Genomic DNA, 19,011 nt, shown 5'->3' with positions numbered 1-19,011 from the left:
AACGTTTGGCAGATTTTGGCAATTTAATGTCATCTTATCCAAAGACAGACAGGCGCAAAATGCCTACAGTCCATGGGTATCGTTTCCGATTGCCGCCCCATGCTCCCGCTTTCCGCTTCGCATTCCGTGTCTCGCCAAGCCTGGCTCATCGCCGGCATCCTGCTGATCGCCTCCAACCTGCGCGCGCCGGTCACCGGCGTGGCGCCCGTGCTGGACATGATACGGACCAGCCTGGACCTGACCGCCGCCCAGGCGGGCCTGCTCACCACCCTGCCCCTGCTGGCCTTCGCCGCCGGATCGCCCATCGCGGCCCTGGCTGCCCGCCGGCACGGCCTGGAACGCACGCTGATGGCGGCGCTGCTGACCCTGGTGGCGGGCCTGTGCCTGCGGTCCTCCGGCGCGGTCTGGGCCCTGTTCGCCGGGACCCTGCTGATCGGCGGTGCCATCGCCTTCGGCAACGTGCTGCTGCCCAGCCTGCTCAAGCGCGATTTCCCCGGACGCATCGCCAGCCTGACCTCCGCCTATGCGCTGACGATGGGCGTGGCCTCGGGCCTCGCCTCGATGATCGCGGTGCCGCTGGCGCTCTGGTCCGCCGGCCCGGGGTGGCCGCTGGCCCTGCTCGCCCCCATCGTGATCGCCATCGCCAGCGCCCTCGTCTGGCTGCCTCAACTGCGCACCCCGGCTCCGGTCGCGGCGCCCGCCGGTCCCACCCAGGCCCGCCCCCGGCCGGTGTGGAAATCGGCGCTGGCGTGGCAGATCACGCTGTTCCTCGGCCTGAACTCGCTGGTGTATTACATCGTTTCCAGCTGGCTGCCCTCCATGCTGCACGACGCCGGCTACCCGCCGGGCTCGACCGGATCGGTCCATGGCATGTTGCAGATCGCCTCGGCCGTCGTCGGCCTGCCGCTGCTCGCGCTGGTGCGCCGCGTGCGCGACCAGCGCTGGCTGGCGGTCGGCTGCACGGGACTGTCCATCGCGGCCCTGCTGGGCCTGCTGGTCGCTCCATCGTGGGCCGCGGCGTGGGCCATCCTGTATGGCTGCGGCGGCGGCGCGTCCATCATCCTGGGGCTGGCATTCGTCAGCCTGCGTGTCGGCAACGCACAGCAGGCGGCCGCGCTGTCCGGCATGGCCCAGGCCGTGGGCTATTTGCTGGCCGCGGGCGGTCCCACCGCCATCGGCGCGGTACACGACCTCACGGGCGGATGGACGGTCGCGCTGCTGATCTGCCTGGTCTTTGCCTGCGCCCAGGCCGTGTTCGGCCTGTACGCCGGACGGCACCGCCAACTGGCCTAGGGCCCGAGACACATAACAGCTTTGATGGCCCGACGATAGGCGGGCCCGGCTCCTCCTTCTAAAGTGTGGCGTGAAAAGAACCACAACAGAGGAGATGTCCATGGGTTTTCATCGACGACGCGCCTGCCTGGCGCTGACGCAGGCGGCGCTCCTGCTGGCCGTGGCCGGCGGCGCGGGGGCGGCCGGATTTCCCGATCGCGCGCTGCGGCTCGTCGTTCCGTTTCCCGCCGGAGGCGCCGCCGACATCATGGCACGCGGCCTGGCCCAGCAACTGACGGAGCAACTGGGCCAGCAGGTGGTGATCGAAAACCGCGGCGGCGCGGGCGGCACGACGGCTGCCGAGGCCGTCGCCCACGCGGCCCCGGACGGCTACACGCTGTTCTTCGCCACCATGGGCACGCAGGCCATCAACCCCTCGCTGTACCCCAAGCTGCGCTACGACCCCATCAAGGATTTCGAATACGTCAGCCTGACCCACACCACGCCGCGCGTGCTGGTCGTCCATCCCTCGGTGCCGGCGAAGACCGTGGAAGAACTGATCGCGCTGGCGAAGGCGCAGCCTGGCGCGCTGACCTACGGCTCGGCCGGCAACGGCAGCTCCAGCCACCTGTCGGGCGCGTTGTTCGCATCGATGGCGGATGTGCGGCTGCTGCACGTTCCCTACAAGGGCAGCGCTCCGCTGCTGAACGACGTGCTGGCGGGACGGGTGTCCATGACCTTCGATTCGTACGCGGTGTATGCCGAGCACATACGCAGCGGCAAGGTACGCGCGCTGGGCGTCACCAGCCTCAAGCGCATGAGCGCGCTGCCCGACGTGCCGGCGATCGCCGAAGCCGGCCTGCCCGGCTACGACGTCTCGAACTGGCTCGGGCTGCTGGCCCCCCGGGGCACGCCGGCAGCGGTAGTGGACCGGTTGCACGGCGCCGTGGTCCGCGGCATGGCGGACGAGTCCGCGCGGCGCCGGCTGGCGGGCATGGGAATAGAAGCGACCTCCAGCACGCCGGCCGAATTCGTCGACATGGTCAGGGCCGAGATTCCCAAGTGGGAAGCCGTGGTGAAGAAATCCGGCGCGACGGTCGACTAGGGGCTGCCCAGCGGCTCAGGCGCCCCAGCCCACCGCGCGCATCGTCACGCCCATGTCCGCGGTGGCGCCCGGCGCGATTTCCAGCACGTCGTCCCAGACCCGGGCCGTCTCGATGCACAACATGTCGCGCCAGGCATCGGGACGGAACTGCGACAGGCGCAGCGATTTGTCCACCCAGGGGTTCCAGACCACGGCCGAACGCGAGCCCGCCGCGTGGATCTGGATGCTGCGCCGCCAGCCCGGATCGCGGATCTGTATCGGTCCGGACAGGCCGGTATAGATGCGGTCGGTTTCCCCCCGGATGGCCAGCGGCCCCTCCTGCACCTGCGAGCTCCAGCCCCTCAAGGTATCGACGTAGGCCGCGCCGTCCAACCCTTCGATCGCCACGTCGCGTGCGTCGCTCACGGCGAAATAGGTATGCAGCGCCTGGCTCAGGGCCAAGGTGTCCGGACCCAGGTTGCGGGTGGACAGGGTCAGCGTGAGCGCATCGCCCAGGCGGATATCCAGCGCCACGGCGGCCGGGTGGTTCCAGCCGCCGTGGCCGGCCGGCAGGTCCAGCCGCAGCCGCAGGCACGCGGCGTCGCCATCGACCCGCGCCCCGTCTTCCTGCCAGTCCAGCGCGCGTACGAAACCATGCGCCGGCGCGTCGGCGCCGGGCGCCAGCATCGCGCGGACCGCCTCGGGATTGCGGTCGAACTGGCCGAACCACGGCCAGCAGACGGGAATCCCGCCACGCAGCGACGAGCCGGTCCGGAATTCGGCCTGGTCGCTCAGCCATACCACCGGCGGCTGTCCGGTGGGTGCGTAGTACAGGACCTGCGCGCCCTGGCGCGCCACCAGCGCCTCGCCATGGGGAGAAACCAGGCGCCAGCACGGCAGGCTTTTGACGGTCGTGGCGACGACGGCCGCCGGACGGTGTGCGCTCATGCCTTCAATCCTCGTGCTTGTCGTGGGTGGCCGCGGCGCCCAGCTTCCAGTAGCCGGCCGCCTTGATCCATTCCTTGGGTAGCTGCCAGTTCTCGACCAAGACCTGGCGCACCCGCTTGGCCACGCCGGACTCGGCCGCGACCCAGGCGTACCAGTCGCCCTGCGGCTTGCCCAGCCCCGCCACGGCCTGCGCCAGCAGCTCGGGGCTGCCGGGCGCCACGCCGTCGCGATGGACCCAGCGGACGTCCACGTCGGCCCGCGTGTCGAACGACTGCTCCTCGGCTGCGTCGGCCACTTCGGCCACGACCACGGCGCGCGCGCCCGCGGGCAGTTCTTCCAGCCGGCGGGCGATGGCCGGCAGCGCGGTTTCGTCGCCCACCAGCAGATAGCCGTCGAACTCCCCTTCCATCACGAAGGAGCCGCGGGGACCGCCCACGCCCAGGTACTGCCCGGCTTCGGCGCGTGCCGCCCATTCGGCGGCGGGGCCGTCGCCATGCAGCGCGAACTCGATGTCGAGCTCGCCCGCCTGGGCGTCGTAGCGGCGCGGCGTGTAGTCGCGCGCCGCCGGACGGGGCTGGCCCTCGGGAAACACCATGCCGTTGGGCCCCGGCGTGGGCACCACCGGCCGCTGCTGGCCGGGCGCGGGAAAGAACAGCTTGACGTGATCGTCGTGCGCGGCGCTGGAGAAGCCGGCCAGGTCGTCGCCCTCCAGCGTCACCCGCAACAGGCGCGGCGTGACCTTGCGCACCGCGCGCACGCGCAGCAGGCGGAACTTCAGTTCGTGACGGACGCGGCGCACCGCGCGTTCGGTTTTTTCCATGATGGATCTTTCCAGAATGAGGTTGGAGGAGCGCCTACTTGCCCAGGATCTCGGCGGTGGCGCGTCTCAGGATGGCGGCGATGCGGATGGCCTCGCCGCCCTCACAGGCGCCTGCCTGGAGCAGCGCCTGCTTCAGGCCGTAGCGCGCCAGCATGAGGTCCTCGGGCGTGCCCGGCGCGATGGTGTCCAGGCCGTCCTCGCCTTCGAACACGCGGCGCACCTGCGCCATGCGGGCGCCCACCTTGGCGAGCTCGGCCAGGATGCGCTCGGCCTGCCCGCGATGGCGCGCCAGATGGGCGCTGCCTTCCTCGGTCAGGCGATAGCGCTTCTTCGTGCCTTCCACGGAGACCACCGCGTGGCCCACGTCCTCGAGGTAGGCCAACGCCGGATACACCATGCCCGAACTGGGGTTGTAGAAACCCGACGAGCGCTCGGCCAGTTGCTTGATCAGTTCGTAGCCGTGGCTGGGCTGCTCTTCCAGCAGCGCCAGCAGGATGAGCTGCAGGTCTTCGGCGGCGAGCTTGCGCCCCATGCGCATGCCCATGCCGCGTCCGCCAGGAGAAATCTCATTGCGTTGCATGACCGCCTCCAGCCCATTGCGGGCGGAATGGAATATCTAAAAACATATCTTTCGACATATCTTAAGACATAAAAAACAGGATGCCAAGACGGGAAACGCAGCTTGTGGGCTTATCCACCACTTCTGTGGACAAGCTTGGGGATAGCATGACGGGAGCGCGGCCGGAACCGCGTGGCGACAGGCTTGGAAACACTTGGCACAAAAGGCGGGCACCGGGCGCCCGCCTGGCCCAAAGGACATCATGCAGATAGACATCGTCAACGCGGAGGCCACCGTCTTCTCGGGCGAAGGCAACTACGTGCAGCTTCCCGGCAAGGACGGATCGCTGGGGATCCTGCCCGGCCACATCCCCCTGCTGACACTGCTCAAGGAAGGAATGATCACCATCCGGCGCGCCGAAGGCGATGAATACGTCTACGTGTCGGGCGGCCTGGCCGAAGTCATGCCTCGCGGCATCACGGTCCTGGCCGACACCGCCGTGCGCACCACGGGGCTGGACGATGCGCGGGCCGAGCAGGCGCGCGCCGCGGCGCGCGAGCGCATGCACGACCGCCTGGACGCCATGCGCTATGCCGCCGCGCGCGCCGAGCTCGTGACCAGCCTGGAATTGAAACGCGGCCGCTGAGCCGCCTCAGTCGGAAATGCTGGGCGCCCAGAAAACCTGGGCGATGGCGGGATTGCGGCCCAGCTTCTCGGTGACGCGGTCCAGGTCGCTGCCGTGGATGGAGGTGGCCATCAGCGTGGCCTTGATCTCGATCTCCTCGTCGCCGAAGGGCACGACCTCCAGGTCGGCCAGCGGATAGTTCGCCTCTTCCAGTTCGGCCTCCAGCGCCGTCAACGCGGCGCTGCGATGGGCCGTGCCGGTGATCACGTGGATGATGCTCGTCACCTCGGAGGACAGCACGTCCACCGGCTGACGATTGAAGGTATTGACCACCGGCCGCAGCAGCGTGTTGGCGGCCAGCACGAAGATCGTGGCCAGCACGGCCTCGGCGATGAGATCCGCACCCGCGCAGGCGCCGATCGCGGCCGATCCCCAGAGCGTGGCGGCGGTGTTCAGGCCGCGCACGTTGCCCTCTTCCCGCATGATGACCCCGGCCCCCAGGAACCCGACGCCCGAGACCACGTACGAGGCCACCCGCGCCGCGCCGTCCGAGCCCGCGATGCGCATGGCCATGTCGACGAAGATGGCGGCGCCCAGAGCCACCAGCACGTTGGTCCGCAATCCGGCGGTACGCTGCCGGTACTGTCGCTCCAGCCCGACCAGGGCCCCCAGGATGAACGCGCTCGTCAGGCTGACGAGCGTGTCGAGCAGATCCAGCGTCTGGATGTTGGCGATTGCCTTCATGGGACCTCGTGGGTTGTTCTTGTCGTCGACCGGAACGGGCCGGTGCCGCGCGTCCGGCCTTCGCAGGATAGCGCGGCCCCGCCGGCGTTTTTATTGCAGTTGTTCGTAATGCACACGCTGGATGTCGGGATGGCGTCCCAGGCCCAGGGCCACCGAGTTCAACGCGCCGCGCAGGTGCGGCGCGCATTGCAGCGTGACCGACATCCGGTGGATGTCGTCGCCGGACGCGGCGCTGGCCACGCGCATCTGCGAGATGCGCAGGTCGCGGGCCGACAATTCGGCGTGCAGGTGCTGGCGCAGCCTGTCCAGCCTCGGGCTGGCGCTGAACACCGTCAGGCGATAGGACTGGAGCTGCTTGCGCGGGGGGCGCGCGGCCTTGCCGCCCCATGCACTCAGGATATGGGCGAAACGCATGTTGACCTCCTGGCAGACAGGAAGACGGACCATGCCGCTCGGCATACGCGGGGAAGCTGCCCGGAGGCAGGAAAAAAGATGGGAGCCCTGGCAAAGGGACGACCGCATCCTGGCTTGGCAGGACGCGGCAGACAAATCTGCGGACCTGCTAAGCGGCGTTTGCCGGAACGGCTGAACTACTGCCGTCGTTATCCACGACTTGCCTCAAGAAAGATTGGAATCCTTCGATTTTAGCCCAGTCGCGGCCTAGGGACAACCCTAGGCGTCAAACGCTTTGCCTGCTTCAACCGCCTTCGGCATGCCGCGGAAACTGTTGGTAGACCATGCGTACCCAGTCCTGGATGTAGCGTTCGTAGTGCGCCGCGTCGTGTTGCCAGAGATTGTTCAGGGCCATGCCGCGCACCAGATTCAAGGACAGGTTCAGCGCCAGTTGCGCCTGCTCGCCGGAAAAACCCGCCTTCCGGAACACCTCCAGCCAAAGCGTGTTGGTCGAGGAGCGGTAGCGCTCCATCACGGGCAGGATCTTGCTCATCAGGTCCGGGTCGGTCCGCGCCACCATGATGACCTCGATCGCGGCGATGAACGGCCAGTCGAAGTAGACGCTCCAGCAGTCCTTGATGAAGCCCTCGATGGGGCGCTCGATCGCCTCGGGCGTATGGGCCTCGCGCTGGCCGCGGCGTATGGATTCCTCGTAGATCTCGGCCGTCGCGGCCACCACCAGTTCGGCCTTGGTCGCGTAGTGGTGCATCAGGGCGCCGTTGGACATGCCGGCGCAACGCGCCACTTCCTTGGTGGTCAGGCCGTTGTAGCCCGAGCGCATCAACACCTCTATCGTCGCCGCCAGCAGGCGCTCGCGCGCGTCGCGGCTGCGGTTTGCCTGCGTGCGCCGCGGGCGCGCGCGCGCCGGTTCGGTCTCGGGCGTGGGGGACATCGTCTGTGGGCGGTTGGGTGGCATCGCTCCCGGGCATCCTCGATACGGCCAAGGCCGCATCTTAGCCTCCCCTGCCGGCCGCGAGGCAGGCCTAGGGTTTTCCGCCACTTACAAACCGATCACTCTGTTTGTATAAATCTCCCCACGAAGCCATTCAAGACGAACGCAAAAGGAGACACCCATGTCCTTCGTGAAGAACGCCTGGTACGTGGCCTGTTGGAGCGACGAGGTCAAGGCCGGTGAACTGTTCACCCGCACCCTGCTGGACGAGCGGGTCGTGTTCTACCGCCGGCCGGACGGCACGCCGGTGGCGCTGCGCGACCGCTGCCCCCATCGCTTCATCCCGCTCAGCATGGGTAGGCTCCGTGACGACGTGGTCGAGTGCGCCTACCACGGCCTGCAATTCGACAGCAGCGGCGCCTGCGTCAGGAATCCTCACGGCGACGGCAGGATCCCCGCCGCGGCCCGCGTGCAGGCCTACACGGTGCACGACCGCCACGGCATGCTGTGGATCTGGATGGGCGAGGCCGCCGCCGACCCCGCGCTGATCCCCGACTACGGCATGCTGGACGAAGGCTCGGGCTATCGCACCAGCCGCGGCCGGCTGCACATCAACGCCAACTACGAACTGATGGGCGAGAACCTGCTCGACCTGAGCCACATCAGCTTCCTGCACGAAGGCCTGCTGGGCAGCCCCGAGCAGGTCCATGCCAAGCAGGAAGTCGTCCAGGACGGCGACCGCCTGCAATGCAACCGCTGGATGCCCAACGTATCGGTGCCCGGCGTCTTCGACATGCTGTTCCGCCGCGACGGCCAGCCGGTGGACATGTGGACCAACATGCGCTGGGATCCGCCCGGCTGCTTCCTGCTGGACACCGGCGTGCACGCGCCGGGGGAGTCGCGCGAACGCGGCGCCTGGTACTACGGCATCCACATCCTGACCCCGGAGACCGCCCGCACCACGCACTATCACTTCGCCGCCGCTCGCCCGCCCGGCCCCGAGCTGGATCCCGAGACCAACGCCCGGCTGGCGGAAATGCGCCGCATCGCGTTCGAGGACCAGGACAAGCCCATCATCGACGCGCAGCAGGATGCCCTGGGCGAGAACGATTTCTGGGACATGAAGCCCGTGCTGCTGAACGTGGACCTCGGGCCGGTGCGCATGCGCCATACGCTCGAACGCCTGCGCAAGGCCGAAGCCGCGGCCGCCCAGGCGCGCTGACCCGTTTTTTGCCGGCCGCGGCGACGTATCGCGGCCGCCTTCCCCGGCAGGCCCGCCCTGCCCCACCACCAGGAGACAGACATCATGCACCACCGCTTGCGCAGCGTGGCGGCCGCGGCCGCCCTGATCACGGCCTGTGGCGCCGCCCACGCCCAGGCGCCGATCAAGATCGGCTTCATGGGGGAACTGACCGGCCCGCAGGCCGCCGTGGGGCAGGACCAGCTCGACGGCTTCATGCTGCTGGTCGAACGCAACGGCGGCAAGCTGGGCGGCCATCCGGTCGAGATCCTGCGCGAGGACACCCAGCTCAAGCCCGACGTGGCCAACCAGGCCGCGCGGCGCCTGGTGGAGCGCGAGAAGGTGTCCATCGTCACCGGCATCTCGTTCTCGAACGTCATGCTGGCCGTGCACAAGTACCTGACCGACCGCGAGGTCTTCGTGATCGGCTCGAACGCGGGCCCCTCGCAGATCGCCGGGCCGCGGTGCTCGCCCTACCAGTTCATCACCTCCTGGCAAGGCGACCAGGCGTCCGAAGCGGTGGGCCAGTACGCTGCCGACAAGGGCTACAAGCGCGTCGTCGTCCTGGCCCCCAACTACCAGGCCGGGAAGGACACGGTGGCCGGCTTCAAGCGCTACTACAAGGCGCCGCTGGCCGACGAGGTCTATACCTCCTTGCAGCAGCTCGACTTCTCCACCGAACTGGCTCAGGCCGCCGCCCGCCAGCCCGATGCGGTATTCGCGTTCTTCCCCGGCGGCCTGGGCGTCAGCTTCGCCAAGCAGTATGCGCAGTCCGGCCTGCAGAAGACGCCGCTGCTGTCGACCTTCACCATCGACGCCATCTCGCTGCCGGTGCTGGGCGAATCCGCGCAGGGCATGATCAGCGGCGGCTTCTGGGCGCCCGATTTCGACAATGCCTCGAGCCGCCGTTTCGTCCAGGCGTTCGAGCAGCGCTACAAGCGCATCCCCTCGAACTACGCGGCCCAGAGCTATGATGCGGCGCTGCTGCTGGACGCCGCCATCGCCCGGGTCCAGGGCCGGGTAAGCGACAAGCCCGCCTTCATGGCGGCCTTGAAGCAAGCCGATTTTCCTTCGGTGCGAGGCGAGTTCCGCTTCAACAACAACCACTTCCCCTTGCAGGACATGCACGTGCTGCAGGCGGTCAAGGACGAACAGGGACGCATGACCCTCAAGACGCTGGCCACTCCCTTCCACAAGCAGCCCGACGCCTACCACCGGCAGTGCCCGTTGTCCTGACGCCCGGCGGCCGGCGTCCCGGGGATGTCGCGGCAAACCAACATTCACCCAAAAACGACAGCAACGGCAAGCCCGGCCGCCTAGACTATGCGAACTCTGGCGGCCGTCCCCCGGCCGCGGGCTGCCCGCGGGCCCGCATCGGCGCCCAGCGGCGTTGTAGAACCTGCGGGATCCGACATTGAAATCTCAGCTTTTTGCCCGCCTGGCCGGCGCCCTCGGCCTGTGCGCGGTGTTTGCCGCCTCCGCGGCACCTCCCCCCGTGATCGTCCTGAACTCGCTGGATGCCTCGGTCAGCATCCTCGATCCCTCGACCTACGCGGAGTTGCGGCGCGTTCCCACCGGCAAGGAACCCCACCACCTGTACCTGACGCCTGACGAGAAATCGCTGCTGGTGGCCAATGCCGGCAGCGACTCGCTCACTTTCTTCGATCCCGCCACCGGCAACGTGCAGCGCACGCTGACCGGCATCGTCGACCCCTACCAGCTCCGTTTCTCGCCCGACATGAAGTGGTTCGTGACCGCGGCGAACCGGCTCGACCACATCGACATCTACCAGTGGAACGGACAGGCCGGATCGGCCGACCCCAAGCTGGTCAAGCGCATCCCCGCCGGCCGTACGCCCAGCCACCTGACGATAGACAGCAAGAGCCGCAACCTGTACGTGTCGCTGCAGGACAGCGACCAGTTGATCGCCATCGACCTGGCCACGCAGACGCCGCTGTGGACCATTCCTTTGGGCAAGACGCCCGCCGACGTCTACATCACCAGCGACGACCGCTACCTGCTGGTCGCCCTGACGGGCGACAGCTACGTCGAGGTCTATGACCTGGCGGCCTCGCCCGCCAAGCTCGTCAAGCGCATCCCCACGGCGGCCGGCGCGCACGCCTTCCGGGCCCAGGGCGACGGACGGCACCTGTTCGTCAGCAACCGCGTGGCCAACACCATCAGCCGCATCGACCTGCAGACCCTGGCGGTGGTCGACGCCTATCCCGCCCCCGGCGGCCCGGACTGCATGGAAGTGCTGGCCGACGGCAAGACCCTGCTGGTCACCTCGCGCTGGGCCAAGAAGCTCACCGTCATCGACACGGCCACCCGCAAGGTCGTGCACCAGACCAAGGTGGGCCGCTCGCCCCATGGCGTCTGGACCCTGTCCCATGCGCCGCGCCAGTAGCCTGGCGCGCGCGGGCGCGGCCGCCCTGCTGCTGGCTGCCGCTGGCGCCCAGGCCGCGGAATGCGCCCGCCCGGTCTACCTGACCTTCGACACCGGACACATGGGCGTCGCCCCGCTGGTGGCCGAGGTGCTCGACCGCCAGCAGGTCAAGGCCAGCTTCTTCCTGGCCAACGAAAAGACCCGCGACGGCGGCACCAGCCTGGACGACCGCTGGGCGCCCTGGTGGAAGGCCATGGCGGCGCGCGGACACGTCTTCGGCTCGCACACCTACGACCATGTGTACTGGCTCGCCAACCTGCCGGGCGGCGGCTTTCGCGTCAAGCCGACCTTCGGCCCGCAGGCCGGACGGGTCCAGGCCATGAGCGTCGAGGCCTATTGCGCCGAACTGGACCGCAGCGCCGCGCGGTTCAAGGAAATGACCGGGCAGTCCATGCTGCCGCTGTTCCGCGCCCCCGGCGGCAAGACCTCGGCCGCCCTGCTCCGGGCCGCCGAAGACCGCTGCGGCTATCGCCACGTGGGCTGGGCCGACGCCGGCTTCCTGGGCGACGAGCTGCCCAGCGACAAATACCCCAACGCCGCGCTGCTGGCGCGCGCCTTGCGCAACATCCGTCCCGGCGATATCTTGATGGCGCACCTGGGCATCTGGTCCCGTCAGGACCCCTGGGCGCCGGCCGTGCTGGAACCGCTCATCACCGGGCTCAGGCAGAAGGGTTACTGCTTCGCCACGCTGGCCGACCATCCGCAATACCGGGCCTGGCTGGCCACGCATCACGTCCATGGAACTCCTTAGCGATCTTTTTTCCGGCATGCAGCAGTGGCTGTTCGAGACGCTCGTCCAGCCCCTGCTCTTTCACCTCGGTCTCGGCAGCATCCTCGAGGACGCCTACGACGGCACCATGTGGCTGCTGCTCGGCGTCGTGCAACTGATCATCATGCTGGCCGTGTTCGGTCCCCTGCAACGCTGGCGTCCCGTCGAAAAAATCGTCGACCGGACCTCGGTGCGGCTGGACATCCTGTACACCGCCATCCACTCGCTGGGCCTGTTCCGGCTGGTGCTGTTCTTCACGACCCAGCCGCTGGCCGACCACGTGTTCGGCCAGCTGCACGTGCTGGGATTCTCGCCCTTCCATCTCGACGAGATCTGGCCCGGGGTGACCGACCGCGCCTGGGTCAGCCTGATCCTGTACCTGCTGATCTTCGATTTCGTCGACTACGCCTTCCACCGCGCCGAGCATCGCTTCCAGTGGTTGTGGGCGCTGCACGCCGTCCACCACAGCCAGCGCCAGATGACCATGTGGTCCGACAATCGCAACCACCTGCTCAGCGACCTGCTGCGCGACGCGATGGTCGTGCTGGTCTCGCACCTGGTGGGCGTGCCGCCCGGACAATTCGTCATGGTCGTGATCATCACCCGGCTGGTCGAGAGCCTCTCGCACGCCAACCTGCGGACCGGCTTCGGCCGCATCGGCCAATATCTGGTAGTGGGGCCGAAATTCCACCGGCACCACCACGCCATCGAACCTCCGTCCCTGCCCGGCCGGCCCGAGGCCAACTACAACTTCGGCGTCCTGTTCCCGATCTGGGACATCCTGCTGCGCACCGCGCGCTTCGACGGCAACTACGGGCCGACCGGCATCAGCGACCAGCTTCCCGAGCACGGCGGCCGCGACTACGGCCGCGGCTTCCTGGCCCAGCAATGGCTGGGGCTCAAGCGGCTGCTGGGCGGCGCGCCCGGCCGGAGCTGAACGGGCCGACGATATAATCCCGGTTTCCAACGAGGACTTCCTAATGCTTGAACAGAACGCCTTCTCCCGTGAAGACCTGCTGCGCTGCGCGCGCGGCGAATTGTTCGGGAAAGGCAATGCGCAACTGCCGGCCCCCAACATGCTGATGATGGACCGTATCACGCACATCTCGGACCAGGGCGGCAAGTACGGCAAGGGCCAGGTGATCGCCGAACTGGACATCCATCCCGACCTCTGGTTCTTCGCCTGCCATTTCGAGGGCGACCCGGTCATGCCGGGATGCCTGGGCCTGGACGCCATGTGGCAACTGGTGGGCTTCTTCCTGGGCTGGCAGGGCAACCCCGGCCGGGGCCGCGCACTGGGCTCGGGCGAAGTGAAGTTCGTCGGGCAGGTGCTGCCGACCGCCAAGAAGGTGACCTACACCATCGACATCAAGCGCACCATCAACCGCACGCTGGTGCTGGGCATCGCCGACGGCACCATGAGCGTGGACGGCCGCGAAATCTACACCGCCGAGGGACTGCGCGTAGGCCTGTTCACTTCCACCGATTCGTTCTGACCGCACGGCCCGGAGCGCCCCTGCGCTCGGGCCGGCATTCCCCGGGGAGACTTTCCATGCTGTACGACGTTCGCACCTACACGTGCCGGCCCGGCACGATCAAGAAACAGCTCGAGCTCTACCAGGAACTGGGCTTCGAGGCGCAGCGCAAGCACCTGGGCGACCCGGTGCTGTACCTGCAGACCGAGACCGGCAACGTCAACAGCTTCACCCACATCTGGGCCTACCGCGACGCCGCCGACCGCATGGCGCGCCGCGCCGCGCTGCAACAGGATCCGGACTGGCAGGTCTACCTGAAGAAAAGCGTGGAGATGGGCAACCTGGTCTCGCAAGAGAACCACTTGATGGTGCCCACCCCTTTCTTCAAACCGTAGAGCTAGAGCCCCCCCCTACGCCCTTCGGGCGCCCCCCAGGGGGCGGCACTGGCGGACCGGCAAAGCCGGATCCGCTGTGCCCTGGGTCTGGGACGACAGCGAATACAAAACGGCCTTGCATCAGATGCGAGGCCGTTCTCGTTTGCGCTGACAAGAGGCAAGAACGCCAGTCCCCGCCAGCCCGTTGGTACCCCAGGATGCGGTGGATCCGGCTCCGCCGGTCCACCCGCATCGCCCCCTGGGGGGCGCCCGAAGGGCGTAGGGGGGGACCTCTACCTCTACCCCGATCGCTCGCGGAAGGTTTTTACGCTGCCTTCCGCGTCGACCTCTTCCAGGCGGACCTTGAATCCCCATAGCCGGGCCAGGTGCTTCATCACCTGGTCGGCATCCTCGGCCTGCAAGGGCCTCCCCCGCATCGTCACGTGGCGCAGGACCAGGGACCGGTCGGAATCCCGGTTGTAGCGCACCACCTGGATGTCCGGCACCTGCATGTCGCGGTTGTGCTGGTCCGCCAGCAGCCGGCGCACCCGCCGGTAGCCGTCGTCATCGTGGATGGCCTCGACTTCCAGCTTGGGGTTGGACTCGTGGTCGGCGATCGCGAAGAAGCGGAACTCGCGGATCAGGCGCGGCGACAGGAACTGCGCGATGAAAGACTCGTCCTTGAAGTTGCGCATCGCGAAGTCCAGCGTCTTCAGCCAATCGCTCCCGGCGATGTCGGGGAACCACTTCCTGTCCTCGGGCGTGGGGTTCTCGCAAATGCGGCGGATGTCCTGCATCATCGCGAAGCCCAGGGCATACGGGTTGATGCCGCCGTAGCCGCGCTGGTCGAAGCCGCGCTGCGCCACCACGTTGGTGTGGCTTTGCAGGAACTCGATCATGAAGCCGTCGTTGACCAGCCCCTTCTCGTGCATGCGGTTCAGCAGCGTGTAGTGCCAGAAGGTCGCCCATCCCTCGTTCATGACCTTGGTCTGGGTCTGCGGATAGAAGTACTGGGACAGCTTGCGGACGATGCGCACCAGTTCCTTCTGCCAGGGCTCCAGCGAAGGCGAGTATTTCTCGATGAAATACAGGATGTTCTCTTCCGGCTCCGGCGGGAACACCGCCGGCTTGCCCTCGCGCTCGACGTGGTCGCGCGTGGGCACGGTGCGCCACAGGTCGTTGTACTGCTGGCGCGCATACTCCTCGCGCTCGGCCTGGCGCTGCATCTCTTCCCGGTAGGAAATGGGATGCGGCCGCCGGTAGCGGTCCACGCCGTGGGCCATCAGCGCGTGGCAGGAATCCAGCGTGGCCTCGACGGCGCTGATGCCGTATTTTTCCTCGCAGTCCATGACGTACTTGCGGGCGAACACCAGGTAGTCCAGCACGCCGTCGGCCTCGGTCCACTGCCGGAACAGGTAGTTGCCCTTGAAGAAGGAATTGTGGCCGTAGCAGGCGTGCGCGATCACCAGCGCCTGCATGGCCATGGAATTCTCTTCCATCAGGTAGGCGATGCAAGGGTTCGAGTTGATGACGATCTCGTAGGCCAACCCCTGCACGCCACGCCGGTAGGCCTGCTCGTTGCGGATGAACTCCTTGCCGTAGGACCAGTGGGGATATCCGATAGGCAGGCCGACCGAGGCGTACGCGTCCAGCATCTGCTCGGAAGTGATGACCTCGATCTGGCTCGGATAGGTGTCCAGCCCGAACTCCCGGGCCACCTCGCCGATGGCTTCGTCATAGCGCTGGATCAGCTCGAAGGTCCATTCCGAGGTGGTCGAGATGGGCTGGACCGCCCGGGCGGGCGGCGCTTCGCGCGGCGGATGGACGGCGCTCATGCGGTCTCCTTCCTGAACAGGTCGTGCAGCACGCCGAATATCTCGCGCCGCTCGCGTATGCGCCGCATCGCGAAGTGCGGCGCCGTCTCGCGCTCGTACTCGGCCCACAGGCTGCTCTTGCGCATCTCGTCCACGTCGGGAATCTCGATATAGGCGTAGTAGCGCGTGAGCGGCAGCAGGTGTTCGGACAGGAAGCGGGCGCTCTTGGCCGCGTCCGCGCCGAAGGAATCGCCGTCGGTGGCCTGCGCCGCGTAGACATTCCAGGTGGCGGGCGAGTAGCGCTCGGTCACGATCTCGTGCATCAGCTCCAGGGCCGAGAGCACCACCGTGCCCCCGCTCTTGGGATCGTGGAAGAAGGTCTGCTCGTCCACCTCTTCCGCGTTGTCCGTGTGGCGCACGAACACCAGGTCGACGCGTTCGTACTTGCGCGACAGGAACAGGTACAGCAGCGTGAAGAAGCGCTTGGCGAGGTCCTTCTTGTTCTCGTCCATGGACCCCGAGACGTCCATCAGGCAGAACATCACCGCGCGCGCCACCGGCGAGGGTTCGACCACGCGATGCCGGTAGCGCAGGTCCAGCGAATCGAGGAACGGCACGCGCGCCAGCCGGGACCGGTGCACGTCGATCTCGGCGCGCAGGGCATCGAGCTCGTCTTCCGGGGCACCCGCCTCTTCCGACTCCTCCAGCTTCTGCTGCGCCTCCTGCAGCCCCAGCCGCGACCCGCCGCTGAGCGCGATGCGCCGCGACAGCGAGGTCTTGAGCGTGCGGCCCACGCTCAGCGTGCTGGGGGACCCCGTGGTGGTGTAGCCCGCGCGCCGCCACTTCTGCTGGTTGATCTCGCCCAGCTGGGTACGGACCAGGTGGGGAAGCTCCATGTCCTCGAAGAAGAGGTTCAGGAACTCCTCCCGCGACAGGCTGAACGTGAACGGATCCACCGAGTCGCCCTCGCCCGGCTCGGAAGGATCGCCATCGTCGCCGCTCCGGGGCCGGTCGATCTTGTCGCCCTTGGCGAATTCCCGGTTGCCGGGATGGACGATCTCGCGATCCCCGCCCCTGCCGTAGCGGAAGCTGGGTTCGGAGATGTCCTTGGCCGGAAGGTTGATTTCGCCGCCCTGGTCCATCTCTTCGATGGACCGTTCCTGGACCAGCTCGCGTACTGCCTTGCGTATCTGGTCCTTGTACCGCCTGATGAAGCGCTCCCGGTTGACAGCGCTCTTGTTACGGCCGTTGAGCCGCCGATCGATGAGTGAATTCATATTCACCTAGCTCACGAAGACTTCCTCACCCGCAAGTACCACTCGCACAGCAAGCGTACTTGCTTTTCGGTATAGCCTTTCTCGACCATCCGTTCGACAAAGCTCTCGTGCTTGCGCTTGTCCTCGACCGAGGCCTTGGCGTTGAACGAAATGACCGGGAGCAGATCCTCGGTGTTGGAGAACATCTTCTTCTCGATCACCTCGCGCAGCTTCTCGTAGCTGGTCCACGCGGGATTGCGGCCGCCGTTGTTGGCGCGGGCGCGCAGCACGAAGTTCACGATCTCGTTGCGGAAATCCTTGGGATTCGCGATGCCCGCCGGTTTCTCGATCTTCTCGAGTTCGGCGTTGAGCGCCGCGCGGTCGAAGCTCTCGCCCGTTTCCGGGTCGCGGAACTCCTCGTCCTGGATCCAGCAGTCGGCGAACGTGACGTAGCGGTCGAAGATGTTCTGTCCGTACTCCGAATACGACTCCAGGTACGCCGTCTGGATTTCCTTGCCGATGAATTCCGCGTAGCGCGGCGCCAGGTAGCCCTTGATGTGCTCCAGGTAGCGCCGGCGGATCTCGTCGGGATAGTCCTCGCGGCCGATGCGCTGCTCCAGCACGTACATCAGGTGCACCGGATTGGCGGCGATCTCGGTCTGGTCGTAGTTGAAGACGCTGGACAGTATCTTGTAGGCGAAGCGCGTCGAGACGCCCGTCATGCCCTCGTCGGTGCCGGCGTAGTCCTTGTATTCCTGCAGGACCTTGGCCTTGGGATCGACGTCCTTCAGGCTCTCGCCGTCATAGACCCGCAGCTTCGAATAGATGCTGGAGTTCTCGGGTTCCTTCAGCCGGGTCAGCACCGAAAACTGCGCCATCATGTCCAGCGTGCCCGGCGCGCATGGCGCCTCGGCCAGCGAACTGTTCTGCAGCAGCTTGCGGTAGATCTTGACCTCTTCCGACACCTGCAGGCAGTACGGCACCTTGACGATGTAGATACGGTCCAGGAACGCCTCGTTGTGCTTGTTGTTGCGGAAGGTCTGCCATTCGGACTCGTTGGAATGCGCAAGGATGATCCCGTTGAACGGGATGGCCGAAAACCCTTCGGTGCCCTTGAAGTTGCCTTCCTGGGTCGCCGTCAGCAAGGGATGCAGCATCTTGATGGGTGCCTTGAACATTTCAACGAATTCGAGCATGCCCTGGTTGGCCAGGCACAGCCCTCCCGAATAGCTGTAGGCATCGGGATCGTCTTGCGAGTAGCGGTCCAGCTTGCGGATATCCACCTTGCCGACCAGCGAGGAGATGTCCTGGTTGTTCTCGTCGCCCGGCTCGGTCTTGGCGATGGCAAGTTGCCGCAGCACCGAAGGCTGGAGCCGGACCACGCGGAACTGCGAGATGTCGCCGTCGAATTCGCGCAGCCGCTTGATGGCCCAAGGCGACATGATGCCGGTCAGGTAGCGGCGGGGTATGCCGTATTCCTTCTCGAGCTGGTCGCCGAAGCGGTCGGGGTGGAACAGGCCCAGCGGCGACTCGTTGACGGGCGAGCCCTTGAGCGCGTAGATGGGGTGCGCTTCCATCAGCGCCTTCAGGCGCTCGGCGATAGACGACTTGCCGCCGCCGACCGGTCCCAGCAGATAGAGGATTTGCTTGCGTTCTTCCAGCCCCTGGGCCGCGTGCTTGAAGAACGCCACGATCTGGTCGATCACGTCCTCCATCCCGAAGAATTCCTTGAAGGCGGGATAGCGCCGGATCATGCGATTGGAAAACAGGCGCGACAACCGCGGATCGTTGCGCGTATCGACCAGCTCGGGCTCGCCTATCGCGGCAAGCATGCGCTCGGCCGCACTGGCGTAGACCATGGGATCCCGGCGGGCGAGGTCCAGGTACTCCTCGAGAGAAAGTTCGGTTTCCTGCGTCTTGGCGTATTGAGACTTGAACCCTTCGACGATGTTCAGCACGGACAACCTCCAACAGCGAGTGAATGAGAACTGCCTACACGACTCTGTTGTTGTTAGTGCCGGTCGAGCCGGCTTCCGGTTCTTTCCTGCCGGATGAACTTCCTGCCATGCCCGGGGCCGATCGAAACCAGCAACTCCCGATCCTGCCTCGACATGTCCGATCTATTGCGAAACGCTCCTTGGGCGACCTCCTTGCAAACATCATACGGCGCATCCACACGGACGACTCGCTTTCTGTTGCGCACGCACGATATTTTTTTGACGCATCTCCTAGGGGTATAC

19 protein-coding genes are annotated in these 19,011 nt (G+C 66.7%); 10 read left to right on the top strand and 9 right to left on the bottom strand.

Going from position 1 to position 19,011, the window contains the following annotated elements; genetic code table 11:
• Positions 1 to 126: 126 nt before the first annotated feature.
• Both ABD104_RS25240 and ABD104_RS25235 read left to right on the top strand, forming a co-directional pair.
• A complete protein-coding gene (locus ABD104_RS25240; protein ID WP_243724353.1) occupies positions 127 to 1,293 on the top strand; it encodes an MFS transporter in 1,167 nt (388 codons plus the stop codon).
• A gap of 100 nt (positions 1,294 to 1,393) precedes the next feature.
• Positions 1,394 to 2,377 carry a Bug family tripartite tricarboxylate transporter substrate binding protein gene (locus ABD104_RS25235; protein WP_087840224.1) on the top strand — a complete coding sequence of 328 codons (984 nt, stop codon included), beginning with the start codon at positions 1,394 to 1,396 and terminating at the stop codon, positions 2,375 to 2,377.
• A gap of 15 nt (positions 2,378 to 2,392) precedes the next feature.
• Here ABD104_RS25235 and ABD104_RS25230 read toward each other — a convergent pair whose 3' ends face one another.
• Genes ABD104_RS25230 through ABD104_RS25220 form a run of 3 tightly spaced genes read right to left on the bottom strand, consistent with a single transcriptional unit; the run spans position 2,393 to position 4,704 of the window.
• Positions 2,393 to 3,304, bottom strand: a complete 912-nt coding sequence (locus ABD104_RS25230; RefSeq protein WP_087840225.1) for a D-hexose-6-phosphate mutarotase — start codon at positions 3,302 to 3,304, stop codon at positions 2,393 to 2,395.
• Between the two features lie 4 nt (positions 3,305 to 3,308).
• On the bottom strand, positions 3,309 to 4,124 hold the full coding sequence (locus tag ABD104_RS25225; RefSeq protein ID WP_087840226.1) for a siderophore-interacting protein: 816 nt from the start codon (positions 4,122 to 4,124) through the stop codon (positions 3,309 to 3,311).
• Between the two features lie 34 nt (positions 4,125 to 4,158).
• Positions 4,159 to 4,704: a PadR family transcriptional regulator gene (locus tag ABD104_RS25220; protein WP_087840227.1), complete on the bottom strand. Its 546-nt coding sequence runs from the start codon at positions 4,702 to 4,704 to the stop codon at positions 4,159 to 4,161.
• A gap of 241 nt (positions 4,705 to 4,945) precedes the next feature.
• On the opposite strand from ABD104_RS25220, the gene atpC reads away from it, so the two are divergent.
• On the top strand, positions 4,946 to 5,329 hold the full coding sequence (gene atpC / locus ABD104_RS25215) for an ATP synthase F1 subunit epsilon (protein ID WP_087840228.1): 384 nt from the start codon (positions 4,946 to 4,948) through the stop codon (positions 5,327 to 5,329).
• 6 nt (positions 5,330 to 5,335) lie between these two features.
• Here the strand turns inward: atpC and ABD104_RS25210 are convergent, their stop codons facing one another.
• The 3 genes from ABD104_RS25210 to ABD104_RS25200 all read right to left on the bottom strand — a co-directional run bounded on the left by ABD104_RS25210 (position 5,336) and on the right by ABD104_RS25200 (position 7,421).
• Positions 5,336 to 6,052: an MgtC/SapB family protein gene (locus ABD104_RS25210; protein WP_087840229.1), complete on the bottom strand. Its 717-nt coding sequence runs from the start codon at positions 6,050 to 6,052 to the stop codon at positions 5,336 to 5,338.
• Between the two features lie 90 nt (positions 6,053 to 6,142).
• A complete protein-coding gene (locus tag ABD104_RS25205) occupies positions 6,143 to 6,466 on the bottom strand; it encodes a hypothetical protein (RefSeq protein WP_343928423.1) in 324 nt (107 codons plus the stop codon).
• A 283-nt stretch (positions 6,467 to 6,749) separates the two neighbouring features.
• Positions 6,750 to 7,421, bottom strand: coding sequence for a TetR/AcrR family transcriptional regulator (locus ABD104_RS25200; protein WP_087840231.1), 672 nt, complete (start codon positions 7,419 to 7,421; stop codon positions 6,750 to 6,752).
• Positions 7,422 to 7,578: 157 nt separating this feature from the next.
• Here ABD104_RS25200 and ABD104_RS25195 point away from each other — a divergent pair, with 157 nt between their 5' ends.
• From ABD104_RS25195 to ABD104_RS25165, 7 genes are all read left to right on the top strand, one after another.
• Positions 7,579 to 8,619, top strand: coding sequence for an aromatic ring-hydroxylating oxygenase subunit alpha (locus tag ABD104_RS25195; protein ID WP_279814972.1), 1,041 nt, complete (start codon positions 7,579 to 7,581; stop codon positions 8,617 to 8,619).
• Positions 8,620 to 8,703: 84 nt separating this feature from the next.
• Complete coding sequence (locus ABD104_RS25190; RefSeq protein WP_343928422.1) at positions 8,704 to 9,873, top strand: ABC transporter substrate-binding protein; 1,170 nt, start codon at positions 8,704 to 8,706, stop codon at positions 9,871 to 9,873.
• A 178-nt stretch (positions 9,874 to 10,051) separates the two neighbouring features.
• Positions 10,052 to 11,044 carry a YVTN family beta-propeller repeat protein gene (locus tag ABD104_RS25185; protein ID WP_371695222.1) on the top strand — a complete coding sequence of 331 codons (993 nt, stop codon included), beginning with the start codon at positions 10,052 to 10,054 and terminating at the stop codon, positions 11,042 to 11,044.
• Positions 11,028 to 11,834, top strand: a complete 807-nt coding sequence (locus ABD104_RS25180) for a polysaccharide deacetylase family protein (protein WP_087840234.1) — start codon at positions 11,028 to 11,030, stop codon at positions 11,832 to 11,834. Before ABD104_RS25185 ends, ABD104_RS25180 begins: the two co-directional genes overlap by 17 nt.
• Positions 11,821 to 12,789: a sterol desaturase family protein gene (locus tag ABD104_RS25175; protein WP_087840235.1), complete on the top strand. Its 969-nt coding sequence runs from the start codon at positions 11,821 to 11,823 to the stop codon at positions 12,787 to 12,789. The genes ABD104_RS25180 and ABD104_RS25175 overlap by 14 nt, the downstream gene beginning before the upstream one ends.
• 43 nt (positions 12,790 to 12,832) lie before the next feature.
• Entirely contained in the window at positions 12,833 to 13,348 is a 516-nt protein-coding gene (gene fabA, locus ABD104_RS25170) for a 3-hydroxyacyl-[acyl-carrier-protein] dehydratase FabA (RefSeq protein WP_087840236.1), read from the top strand.
• Positions 13,349 to 13,404: 56 nt separating this feature from the next.
• Positions 13,405 to 13,722 carry an NIPSNAP family protein gene (locus ABD104_RS25165; RefSeq protein ID WP_087840237.1) on the top strand — a complete coding sequence of 106 codons (318 nt, stop codon included), beginning with the start codon at positions 13,405 to 13,407 and terminating at the stop codon, positions 13,720 to 13,722.
• Between the two features lie 278 nt (positions 13,723 to 14,000).
• Here the strand turns inward: ABD104_RS25165 and ABD104_RS25160 are convergent, their stop codons facing one another.
• Genes ABD104_RS25160 through ABD104_RS25150 form a run of 3 tightly spaced genes read right to left on the bottom strand, consistent with a single transcriptional unit; the run spans position 14,001 to position 18,726 of the window.
• Positions 14,001 to 15,536, bottom strand: coding sequence for a SpoVR family protein (locus ABD104_RS25160; RefSeq protein WP_087840238.1), 1,536 nt, complete (start codon positions 15,534 to 15,536; stop codon positions 14,001 to 14,003).
• Positions 15,533 to 16,792 carry a YeaH/YhbH family protein gene (locus ABD104_RS25155; RefSeq protein ID WP_343928421.1) on the bottom strand — a complete coding sequence of 420 codons (1,260 nt, stop codon included), beginning with the start codon at positions 16,790 to 16,792 and terminating at the stop codon, positions 15,533 to 15,535. Before ABD104_RS25155 ends, ABD104_RS25160 begins: the two co-directional genes overlap by 4 nt.
• 11 nt (positions 16,793 to 16,803) lie before the next feature.
• Complete coding sequence (locus ABD104_RS25150; RefSeq protein ID WP_279815091.1) at positions 16,804 to 18,726, bottom strand: PrkA family serine protein kinase; 1,923 nt, start codon at positions 18,724 to 18,726, stop codon at positions 16,804 to 16,806.
• Positions 18,727 to 19,011 lie beyond the last annotated feature (285 nt).

The organism is Pigmentiphaga daeguensis, assembly GCF_039523035.1.
In the GTDB taxonomy this organism is placed as follows: Bacteria; Pseudomonadota; Gammaproteobacteria; order Burkholderiales; family Burkholderiaceae_B; genus Pigmentiphaga; species Pigmentiphaga daeguensis.
The sequence above is the reverse complement of the archived record's forward strand: the minus strand, read 5'-3'. Positions and strand labels throughout refer to the sequence as shown.